We start from the raw sequence: 10389 nt of genomic DNA, 5'->3' as shown, positions 1-10389 counted from the left end.
CTTTGACACATACCCTATCCCCTACCTCTTTCTTCACCCTGGAATTCAACTACAATTACACCGACAATCAACTCCGAGCCAACGCCTCCGATGCCAATCAGTCGAAGAACTGGATTTTCGTACCGGTTGACTCCAGTTATTATATTGGTGCTGATTCCATCTTTTCTCCGTCTATATTTAGCGCCTATGCGGATTCAGTATTCTATGATTACTTAGAACGGTACCCAGAGGGTTTTAATCCCGATTCGATTGATAAGAGTCTGATCTATGCGACCTATTGGTACAGCACTGGTTCGCCCAACGGTGCGTCCGGAAGGTTCTATGATCCCCAGCTGACCCAATTCGTCCTGTACAGCCATACCCCGGCGGTTGACTCATCCTTCTCGGCAGTCTACCAGCTCAAGGGGGACTATACCAACGAGATCAATCAATTTCATAAGATCGAAACGGGTTTCGATGTCCGCTATCATGATATCTTCGTTTACTCTGGAGATGGCTGGAGTGCCAGTTCCTTTCCGCCCAGCCGTTTTCAGTATTATCGCGTCCATCCGGCTGAGGTGGGACTCTATTTTCAGGATGTGCTCACCTTCAAAGGATTCATCTCGACGGTGGGAATCCGAGCCGATTACTTCCATCCCATTCGGGACGGCTACGAAGTGGGTCACCCATTGGATGAGGGTTACCGGGAGTTGACCCGCTACTACGATCAGCTGCCCGGTGATCTTGATTCCTACGAGAGGTGGACCGCCTACCGTGAGGTGTTGAATGATCCGCCCGGATGGCCCCGCAAAAAATCGGCTGGTACCTTCCTGCTCTCGCCGCGTCTGGGGGCCTCTTTCCCCATCAGCGTAAGCAGCAAAATGTATTTCAACTACGGACATTTCTATCAGCGGGCTCCCATTTCCTTCCTCTACAACATGACCAACTATGGGCAAATTCCCACCCCCGGTCTGGATTTTGAGAAGACTGTGTCGTTCGAGTTTGGCTATGAACAGAGTTTCCTGGACAATTACTTGTATAACGTCAGTTTCTATTACAAGGATGTCCAGAACCGGCCTCTGGAAAAGACCTACATCAACTATTACGAGGACCTGCAAATAAGCACCTACGCACCGGACGGTTACCGTGATATACGCGGTATTGAGATGCGGCTTGAGAAGAATATCGGACGCTTCTTCACTTTCTGGGCCAATTATGACTACCAGGTGTTCAGTAGCGGGCAGACCGGGCTTTCAAACATCTATGAAAACCAGCTGAAGGCCGATCTGCAGGAACGTGAAACCAATGAGCAGAATCCCCAGGCACGGCCCACGATCAACACCAGCCTTGCTTTTCATACGCCCCGGAATTGGGGACCACGGTTGCTGGGCAGTCGCTTCCTCGGTGGATTATTCGCCAACTTCCTCATCGAATGGCGGGAGGGAGGCTATTTTGTCTTCAATCCTAATGAGCCCAATCCCGATAAGCAGCTCAGAGTGGATGTTGTGGACTACTTCAACCTCGACTTCAGGGCCACCAAATCCCTGTTACGCGGGAAAGTTGATCTGGTTCTGACGGTAAAGAATCTGCTCGATATCAAGCGGCTCACGGTAAATAACTTGGTATTTGGTCAGCGTGAGGCCTACAAGGAGTCGCTGCATCTACCGTTTAAGGAGGATACCCTGAAAGGGAACGATAAGTGGGGCGAGTTCGATATGCCCCTACCGGACGATGCCAATTGGCTCGAAGAGCAGATCCATAAGTTGCTGTACGGCTCATGGGGTGATAACAGCCATATTGATACCGGATGGTGGGAAGCCCCCATTTTCCTGAATCCCAGGCGAATCATCCTGGGTATCCGGTTTAAGCTTTAGCAGGAGTGCTGGACATCATGAATTCAATCTTCAGACACATCAGAAGCGATCGGGGCGTTTGGGTTGTGCTATGCACCTTGTCTGTGTCCCTGCTATGGGGGCAGAAGGACTATGTGGATAAAAAGCCCCTGGAGATCAATGTGAACGCCATTGACTTCACCCTGAGCACCCGCATTGGTGATGGTGGCATGGCCAGCCAGTATTCCTGGAATCTCACAGGCGATAATCCTGAGAATACCGAGGAATGGTACTTCCCGCAGGACCGGTACCAGTCAAACATGCTATTTCATCTTTATAACATCATTTGCTATGACGATTCGGGCTATGTGGATCGGGAGGGTGTGCGGCATAGGCAGAAATGGCTCCGTTCGGAAGGCTTTCATACCGATTACAGCTGGGAACGCCGCCGTTATGCTCCCCCGGAAATGGTCGTCGATGATATCAAGCTCGATCCTCCCTACCGCTGGGAAACCGATCCCACAGTCCCGGCGGACATAGTGGCGTCTTTTGAGGATATCTACTACAATCGCAATCTTTCAGTTGATTATGGCGGTATCCGGGTCAAGGTCAATATCTACGCCCTGTCCAATCCCAACCACGACGATTACCTCATCTGGGAACAGACCATGAAATTCACCGGGGAATTGTATCTGGCTGCGGATGTTGAGGATAATGTGATCACTGATGAGCACCTCCTCCCCGACCAGACGGTACGGTTGTGGTGGAGTTTCACACCGGCATTCGGTCCGACCAAGGCGGGCGAAGAAGCCGCCATGGGATTCTTCACCTACGAATCGGAAGATGACCTGGATGACTGGCTGGTAACTCCCTCGACGCTGGTACCTGATCGCGATCGGGATTCCCTCCACATCGGCTATTATTGGGATACGTATTCGGAATTCGCCACCAGTGATGTATGGCCCTCCAACGACGATAGCGGCGATCCGGACAAAGTCAATGGGCATCTGTATTCCACTCAGGTTCCAGGTTATGCCCTGCTGGAAGTGATCCCGCCCGGTGCGACGAAAGATGATCTCACCCAGCCTTACGCTATGCCCCATGCCCATATCTATCACTTTTTCGGGCGCCGCACCGATTTTACCATGCGCAACCAATATATCGGCCACGGGGAACACGGGAAATGGCCCCGGGATATCAGGAGCATTACCGGGCAGCTGCCGGAAAAAGGCTACATGCGGGTGATGGCACTGGGGCCGTACGAGCTGACTAAGGATGCGACGGTTGGCCGTTATGACTCCATCAAGGTAGTATGGGCCATCGGCGTCGGGGATGTGGGCTACGCGATTGCCGACAGCCTTGGCAAGGCGTGGTTCAGAGAGCAGATCACTAACGCCGAGAAAAATGTGTTCATTGAGATGGGCCGTGACTCGCTTGTTCAGGTGCTGGATCGGGCCAACTGGGCCTGGAATATTGGACTTGAGAACGTACCCGCGCCACCACCACCGCCAAATATCAAGGTGACCTCCGGGCCCGAATACAATACCGTGGAGTGGTATTATCCCAGCGATGACTACTATCTCGATCCACACACCGGGGTGGACGACTGGTATGCCTGGCGGATCTACCGCAAGACCGGGGCCTATTACGTGGACGATCCTGAAGACGATTACCAGAATTTCACGTGGGAACTCATGCATGAGATCAAGGATCGCCACCAGCTGACCTGGAGGGATTCCTCCGCCCGGCGGGGGGTATCCTACTATTACGCCGTGACTGCAATGGACGATGGATCACAGAACACCACCGGGCTCTTCCCGGGCCAGAAACTGGAAAGCTCACGCTATGCCAATCGCTCCCGCCTGCCCGCTATCAGCTTCGAACCGGGTTTGGACGTGAGTGATCAGGTCCGGGTAGTGCCCAATCCGGTCACTGCCGCCGCCGGTTTCCTGGGCTTCCCCGGTGAAGCAAATAAGGTTCTTTTTGTCAACCTACCCATTGAAGCCACCCTGAGCATCTACACCGAAACCGGTGAGTTAATTAAGCGCATTGAGCACTACGGCACCGCTGATAATAGCTGGGACCTGCGGACAGATTACCGGCAACTGGTTGCCAGCGGTATCTACATACTTATGGTCCACAATGCGCAGGACATCCAGGGGCGGCCCCTCCCGGACCAATTCGTTAAATTCGTCATAATAAGGTGATCATCCGATGAAGCGTGCACGATTCCTCTACTATGGAGTTATTGTCTTCCTCATCGCTATACAGTCCGGTTACGGGCAGATCAAGAAGCAGGCTCAAACGGGATTCCGATTCCTCGAGAATCCGGTTAACGCCGAAGTTGTGGGTCGAGGAGGCTTCGGGATCACTAATCTGCATAACTCCTCGGCGATTTTCTGGAATCCCGCCGGATTAGGGTGGATCTCGTCAGGCCTTGATCTGAGTGTCCATTACACAAAGGGCATTGCCGATATTAACCAAACCTCCATGGCTTGCGCCCTGAGTCTGGGCAATATCGGTGTATTGGCCGTGAGCGCTATTGCCATGGATTATGGCACCTTTTACGGTACCCGGCGCCCCGGACCAGGCGACAGCGCCCCGGACTGGAAACGCGGCTATGTAGAGACAGACGAGTTCAGTCCCAATGCCAACGCTTTTGGTATCGCTTATGCCCGGGCAGTCAGTGATCGGTTCACCTTCGGTCTCCACTTCAAACTGGCCCATCAGGACTTGGGTGTGGCTTACCTGGGCCAGGTAGATGACACCGGCACGGTGCCTGACAGCAGCATTACCAAGAAAAATTATACCATAACCGTACCTGCGGTGGATGTGGGGGCCTATTACGACTTCGATCTATACGGCATCTCTTTCGGAGCCTCGGTCATGAATATTTCCAGAGAGGTACGGTATGTGAATGAGCCGTTCCCCCTGCCCTTCGTTATGAAATTCGGCTCCTCCTTCCAGCTTCTATCCCTCCTCGGGATCGATCCATCAGTGCACGATCTCATCGTTGGTCTTGAGTCCAGGCACGGACGCGATTTCGGCGAGAAACTCCATATCGGAATTGAGTATCGCCTTCTCGATACCTTTATTGCCCGGACCGGTTATATGTCCAATTATACCGAACGAGGGGCCACCATCGGTGTCGGCATTCATTTCAGAGGCATCCATTACGACTATGCCCTCCAGAATTTTGGGGTTTTCGGAGACATCCACCTGATGTCCATCGGAATTCGTTTCGGGACATAATCCGTTAAACCCTCAATCCAGACTCAAGGCCCGTTCCAAGGGCCGGGGATGCCTGGACGAGAGCACATGCTCCGGGAAAACCGCCAATCACAACTGTTATTTCATTACACCAAATAAGTAAGACCCTATTGCTTTTTTAGGCTGTTTGCCTGCCATCCGGCTGATGGAACTGCCCTGAGATATTGAAGTATTCCTGCTCGGCGGTATATCGCTCCAATCGGTCAATAGATTCGATTACCCGGGACCGACAAATAGCCAGCAGCGAATCCCGCGATCGGTAGTTCAACCCGCCACCCCATTAGCCATGCTACTACCTTAAATTCCCTGCATGGTATTCAGCCAGAGTGCCGGTCGGCAACCGCGCATCAAGCCCAAAGCCCTCCCACCGGTAGGAACCATCGGTATCGTCTCTCCCTCCAAGTGGGCCGAACCGGAGCAGCTGGACGAGGCCGGCAAGGTATTGGAGGCGGCAGGTTACCGGCTTATATGGGGCGAAACCAATTGAGCCCAAGAGCATCAGTTTGCGGGACCACCGGATATGCGGGCCAGGGAACTGGAACGGATGTTTGCCGGTCCCACATTCCCCCTCTCCCTGCCTGTGGAGCTGCAAGTCACTCAGCGCCAGATCAGGCTGAGCTTATTGGAGTCACCCGTTGAAGCCTAGGTCTCTCGACGACCAGCTCCTATATGATCTGGCCCGTGAATTCGGGACTCCCCTGTATGTCTACCATGTGGACGTTATCCGCCAGCGAGTGCGAGACCTAAAGGGATTTGATATCATCCGGTATGCTCTGAAGGCAAACGCCAACCTGACCTTACTCAAGTGGATACACCGACTGGGCGTGCAGGTGGATGCGGTCTCCGCCGGTGAGGTGTATCGTGCTCTGCAGGCCGGCTTCTCTGAGAAAGAGATCGTCTTTACGGCCGATCTATTTGACCACCTCATCCTGGATCTCCTGAAGCACCACGACATCCATGTGAATCTCGGCTCTCCAGACATGATCGAGCAGTACGCTGCCATCCGTCCGGGCCACAATATTACCCTGCGTATCAATCCGGGCTTTGGCTACGGGCACCACCGGAAAGTCAACACCGGCGGCCCCGGGTCCAAACACGGTATCTGGCATGCGCAGCTACCCACTGTGCTTAACCGGGCGGCTGAGGCGGGGCTAAAGGTGACCGGCATCCACATGCATATCGGTTCCGGAGCCGACTTCGAGCACCTCTCCCGCGTGCGTCAGGCTTTGAGCACCGCCGCCCTCATGGCCGCCGATACGGTTACCACCCTGTCCGGCGGCGGCGGCCTACCGGTGCCTTACCGCCCTGGCGAAGAACTATTCGACGCTGCCCGTTACGTCCAGGACTGGCAGGAAACCAAAGCCGACCTGGAAACAACCCTGGGACGAGCCCTTACCATGGAGGTGGAACCGGGGCGCTACCTGGTAGCAGAGGCCGGACTCCTGCTGACCGAGGTACGGGGCACCAAGACCAGCGGAACTATTGACTATATCCTGGTGGACGCCGGCTTTGACAACCTCCTGCGACCCGCCATGTATGGTGCCTATCATCACATCTCCATCCTTGGCCGGGATGACCAGTCCACCGCTCCCAGGGTGGTAGCGGGGCCGTTATGCGAGTCAGCCGATATTTTCACCCAGGGCACGGGAGGATTGGTTGAGCAGCGCCCCCTGCCACCAGCCCAGGTTGGGGACCTGGTTTGCATTCATGATGTAGGAGCCTACGGTGCCAGCATGGCCTCAAACTACAATGCGCGGCTCCTGGCTGCCGAGGTGCTGGTGGAGGGTCAGTCGTCCGCCCGCCTCGTCCGCCGGCGGCAAACGCTGGAGGACATGATTGCCAATGAAATCGACCTGCCCTGATGCATCAAGGCAACCCCTCATCAAACTCCTTATAGAAGAACTTAATCGCTAGCTCGTGGCTGCTGGTACACATCCCCTACCACGCACACTGTTTCTCCTGGCGATAGCTCCGGGTATGATTGCTTACCTCTTTTCCCAGGAGCGCCCTCCCATCCACCTGCTGGAACTGGAGGCACACCGGGAAGTGGTCGTGGAATTTGCCCGTATCGACAGCCTCGCCGCGGCCTTGCCGCCGCCGTTACCGCGGATAATAGCACCCTCCCGGGAAATCATCGGCTATCTCCCCTACTGGCAATACGACAGCTACCCCAACCTGGACTATAATCTGCTTACCCAGATTAATTACTTCTCCGCTGAGCTGGACACCAATGGCAATATCATCAACGATCACAACTGGCCCCGCGCCGAGCTTATTAACTTTGTCCACACCCGGGGTGTCAAAGTCAAGCTGTGCGCCACCCTTTTCGACTGGGGCGGCACCAACAAAATTGAAACTCTCCTGAGCAGCTCTGCCAACCGGCAACGGGCTATCGACAACCTCCTGGCCGAGGTCCAGGCCGCCGGGGCTGATGGGGTTGACATCGACTTTGAGCCCCTGCCAGCCAGTCAGCGGGATAACATGGTCAACTTCATGCAAGACCTGACCAATGCCGTCCATAACAACATCCCCGGTTCCCTCGTCACTATGGCTACCCCGGCGGTGGACTGGTCAGGTGCCTGGGACTACAATGCCCTCGCCCGGATTGTAGACGGTCTCTTCATTATGGCCTACGATTATCACTGGAGCAGCAGCCCTACTGCCGGCCCCGTCAGCCCCCTGGACGGCTTCTCCTGGAATGTGCGCCGGACGGTGAACGATTACCTGACCAAAACCGGCAGCAATTCCTCCAAGATTGTCCTGGGACTGCCTTATTACGGCTACGACTGGCCGGTTTCCAGCACAGCGAAATATGCCGCCACCACCAGCACAGGCCAGTCACGGATTTACAGCCAGGCCAGTTCCATGGCTGAAACCTACGGTTCCAATTGGGATAACAACTCCTTTACCCCCTGGTTCAACTATCAGTCCGAAGGGATCCGGCAGGTGTGGTACGATGATAGTTTGAGCCTGTCACTGAAGTACAATCTGGCCCTGGATAAGGACCTGGCCGGCGTGGGCATGTGGGCCTTGGGCTATGATGGCGACCAGCTGGAGTTGTGGGGTGCCCTCGCTGATCACTTTACGGCCGGCGTCCCGCCGCCCAAACCAACCACAGTGGCCGCTTTCAACAACGGAGACGGATCAGTTACTATCGCCATTACGGGAATCCTGGCGGACCTGTACCAGCTCTATGCCAGCACCGATGGGGTGAACTTCACGCCCTATGGCTCTTATCTGATGTCCACCTTTGAGGTTGGGAACCTGCCGGCAGACAGCGTGGTCTACTTCAAAGTGAAGGCCTCCAATACGGTCGGCGATGGTCCCTTTTCCGAGGTCTTCGGCACGGTGCCGGGAGAGCGCCCCTCCCGGGTGCTGATTGTTAACAGCTTTGACCGCACCACCGGCACTCACAATACCTTCGACTTCCTTCGCCGGTATGGCCCCCACGTGAAGCGGCTGGAGCTGGCCTTTGATGCCTGCAGCAACGAGGCCGCGGAATCGGGCCTGGTGAATCTGAGCAGCTACGAGGCTGTCATCTGGATTTGCGGCGAGGAGGCCGCCACCAACTCCAGTTTCACTCCCCAGGAACAGTCGCTGATCGCCGCCTATCTCACCAGCGGTGGAAACCTGCTGGTCTCGGGATCGGAGATCGGCTACGATCTGGTTGCCCAGGGCACAACATCCGATCGCCAATTCTACCAGGACTACTTCAAGGCAACCTATGTGGCCGATGACGCCACCGGCGGCGGCTATACAATTATCCCGGTAGCCGGTTCCATCCTGGCTGGCCTGGGGCCATTTCACTTCGACAACGGCCAGCAAGGGACCTATGATGTGGACTGGCCGGACGGCATCCGCCCTACTGGCGGTGCGAGCCTGATTGCCGCCTACCAGGGCATCGACGTCGCAGCGGCCGGGGGTGCGGCGATCGCCTACGAAGGGACTTTCGGCACCGGCAGCCGGACTGGCCACCTGGTCTATCTGGCCGTGGGCTTCGAAACCATCTATCCCGCTGGGGTGCGTGATGAACTCATGCAACGATTCATGGAATTCTTCCAGGTTACACCCGCCATTGGCCCACCGGAAAAACCCCGCTATGTCCTGTATCAGAACTTCCCCAATCCCTTCCAGACAGCCACCACCATCCCTTACGAACTACTTACAGATGGTGATGTGCAGTTATCGGTGTATAACCTCAGAGGCGCACTGGTCCGCACCCTCGTCTCCCATTATCTGCCGGCTGAAAAATATGCCTATGACTTCATTCCGGTAGATGCAGCCGGCCGGCCGCTCGCGTCGGGCTTTTACTTTGTAACCCTCAAGGTGGACAAGGGCCGCCCGGTTACACGTAAAATGATCCTACAGAAGTGAGCCGATCCAGGCCTTGATGCCCCGTCCCGCGAAGGACAGCCCGCATGGCGAGTCCGCCGGATGCCCACCGAACCGAAATACACTGCGAGGACGTAGAAGGTGGTCTCCGTTGAGCCGTACATGGTGGCCAATCCTCGTGAAGAGGGCATCTACCCCATATTCGTTCACCATGTCGGTCAGCAAACCCAGGGAGCCGCTGCCGGAAAGCGGCCGCATGAGGGCCATGGGGAGATTCTCAGAAGGGAAGCCGATCAAGCCCAGCACCGGCAGGGCCTGTTCAAAAGCCCGCTCCAGTACCAGACGGTCAAACTCGTCCCGAGCGCAGTCAGGGGACTTGAGCTTCTCGTGAGGCACCTGGCCGTACCGCGTCGGATCCAGATCGTACGCACTGCCCGTAAGCACCAGGCCCTGGATAAAGGACACTATCCGGTCTGCATAGACTGGGTCCGGCACCAGGGGAAACGCCAGCGGATCGCCCACCGCCCGCCACACTGCATCGGTGTATTCGGGGTTCAGGCTGTAAAATGGGCTCCCGCCCTCCGGCGGGGACACCGGCAGGCCAATCACCGGCCTAGCACTAACGATTATACTACGCTCCCCCAATGCCGTTGCTAGCCATGCCGCTCCTGAGTAGGGATTTCCTAATCCCCCACCCTTTCCCAACCTATGCGGGATAAGTGCCAGTAGATCACAGCGGCGGCCAGACCGGCGATCGCCAGGTAAAGCAATCCCATCAGGTGCTGGCCAAGGATGAGCTTCCCAAATCCGAACAGGGCAAAAAAGACCAGGAAGCAGCCGGCAATCCAGTCGATGAACAGCTGCCAATACCCCCGATCGCTCTGCACCTGGGGCAGCCGAGCCGCGACGGGTTGCCACAGAACGCCGCCGGGGTGAATACGCTCGTAGAAGGCAGTGAGCGTCTTCTCAGCGGTAG

9 protein-coding genes and 2 pseudogenes are annotated in these 10389 nt (G+C 55.9%); 7 read left to right on the top strand and 4 right to left on the bottom strand.

All coding sequences use genetic code 11. The annotated features are described in order from the left end of the window. From ACETWG_03090 to ACETWG_03080, 3 genes are all read left to right on the top strand, one after another. A partial coding sequence (locus ACETWG_03090) for a hypothetical protein (GenBank protein MFB0515573.1) occupies positions 1-1853 on the top strand: 1853 nt, incomplete at its 5' end. A 17-nt stretch (positions 1854-1870) separates the two neighbouring features. After that, complete coding sequence (locus ACETWG_03085; GenBank protein MFB0515572.1) at positions 1871-4018, top strand: hypothetical protein; 2148 nt, start codon at positions 1871-1873, stop codon at positions 4016-4018. A gap of 7 nt (positions 4019-4025) precedes the next feature. After that, positions 4026-5063, top strand: coding sequence for a PorV/PorQ family protein (locus ACETWG_03080; protein ID MFB0515571.1), 1038 nt, complete (start codon positions 4026-4028; stop codon positions 5061-5063). A gap of 136 nt (positions 5064-5199) precedes the next feature. Here the strand turns inward: ACETWG_03080 and ACETWG_03075 are convergent, their stop codons facing one another. Further along, positions 5200-5349: a hypothetical protein gene (locus ACETWG_03075; protein ID MFB0515570.1), complete on the bottom strand. Its 150-nt coding sequence runs from the start codon at positions 5347-5349 to the stop codon at positions 5200-5202. A 42-nt stretch (positions 5350-5391) separates the two neighbouring features. On the opposite strand from ACETWG_03075, the gene ACETWG_03070 reads away from it, so the two are divergent. The 4 genes from ACETWG_03070 to ACETWG_03055 all read left to right on the top strand — a co-directional run bounded on the left by ACETWG_03070 (position 5392) and on the right by ACETWG_03055 (position 9455). Further along, positions 5392-5568 (top strand): hypothetical protein, encoded by a 177-nt coding sequence (locus tag ACETWG_03070; GenBank protein MFB0515569.1) that lies wholly within the window; start codon positions 5392-5394, stop codon positions 5566-5568. Between the two features lie 33 nt (positions 5569-5601). Continuing rightward, positions 5602-5727, top strand: a complete 126-nt coding sequence (locus ACETWG_03065; GenBank protein MFB0515568.1) for a hypothetical protein — start codon at positions 5602-5604, stop codon at positions 5725-5727. Then, on the top strand, positions 5717-6943 hold the full coding sequence (gene lysA, locus ACETWG_03060; protein ID MFB0515567.1) for a diaminopimelate decarboxylase: 1227 nt from the start codon (positions 5717-5719) through the stop codon (positions 6941-6943). The genes ACETWG_03065 and lysA overlap by 11 nt, the downstream gene beginning before the upstream one ends. A 115-nt stretch (positions 6944-7058) precedes the next feature. Then, positions 7059-9455: a glycosyl hydrolase family 18 protein gene (locus ACETWG_03055; GenBank protein MFB0515566.1), complete on the top strand. Its 2397-nt coding sequence runs from the start codon at positions 7059-7061 to the stop codon at positions 9453-9455. Here ACETWG_03055 and ACETWG_03050 read toward each other — a convergent pair. From ACETWG_03050 to ACETWG_03040, 3 genes and pseudogenes are all read right to left on the bottom strand, one after another. Further along, positions 9389-9722: pseudogene (locus ACETWG_03050) on the bottom strand (hypothetical protein). The gene ACETWG_03055 and the pseudogene ACETWG_03050 sit on opposite strands and share 67 nt — an antisense overlap. A 48-nt stretch (positions 9723-9770) precedes the next feature. Beyond that, positions 9771-9935, bottom strand: a pseudogene (locus ACETWG_03045) (gamma-glutamyl-gamma-aminobutyrate hydrolase family protein). Positions 9936-10096: 161 nt separating this feature from the next. Next, a partial coding sequence (locus ACETWG_03040) for a sodium:proline symporter (protein ID MFB0515565.1) occupies positions 10097-10389 on the bottom strand: 293 nt, incomplete at its 5' end.

It is taken from the genome of Candidatus Neomarinimicrobiota bacterium, assembly GCA_041862535.1.
Classification (GTDB): domain Bacteria; phylum Fidelibacterota; class Marinisomatia; order SCGC-AAA003-L08; family TS1B11.
Note: the sequence above shows the minus strand (reverse complement) of the source record. Positions and strands in the feature narration are given on the sequence as shown.

Excerpts from the sequence above, each read along its gene's own strand:
- ACETWG_03080 (MFB0515571.1), top strand. The coding sequence starts at position 4,026 with ATGAAGCGTGCACGATTCCTCTACTATGGAGTTATTGTCTTCCTCATC.
- ACETWG_03070 (MFB0515569.1), top strand. The coding sequence starts at position 5,392 with ATGGTATTCAGCCAGAGTGCCGGTCGGCAACCGCGCATCAAGCCCAAA.
- ACETWG_03065 (MFB0515568.1), top strand. The coding sequence starts at position 5,602 with ATGCGGGCCAGGGAACTGGAACGGATGTTTGCCGGTCCCACATTCCCC.
- ACETWG_03055 (MFB0515566.1), top strand. The coding sequence starts at position 7,059 with ATGATTGCTTACCTCTTTTCCCAGGAGCGCCCTCCCATCCACCTGCTG.
- ACETWG_03085 (MFB0515572.1), top strand. The coding sequence starts at position 1,871 with ATGAATTCAATCTTCAGACACATCAGAAGCGATCGGGGCGTTTGGGTT.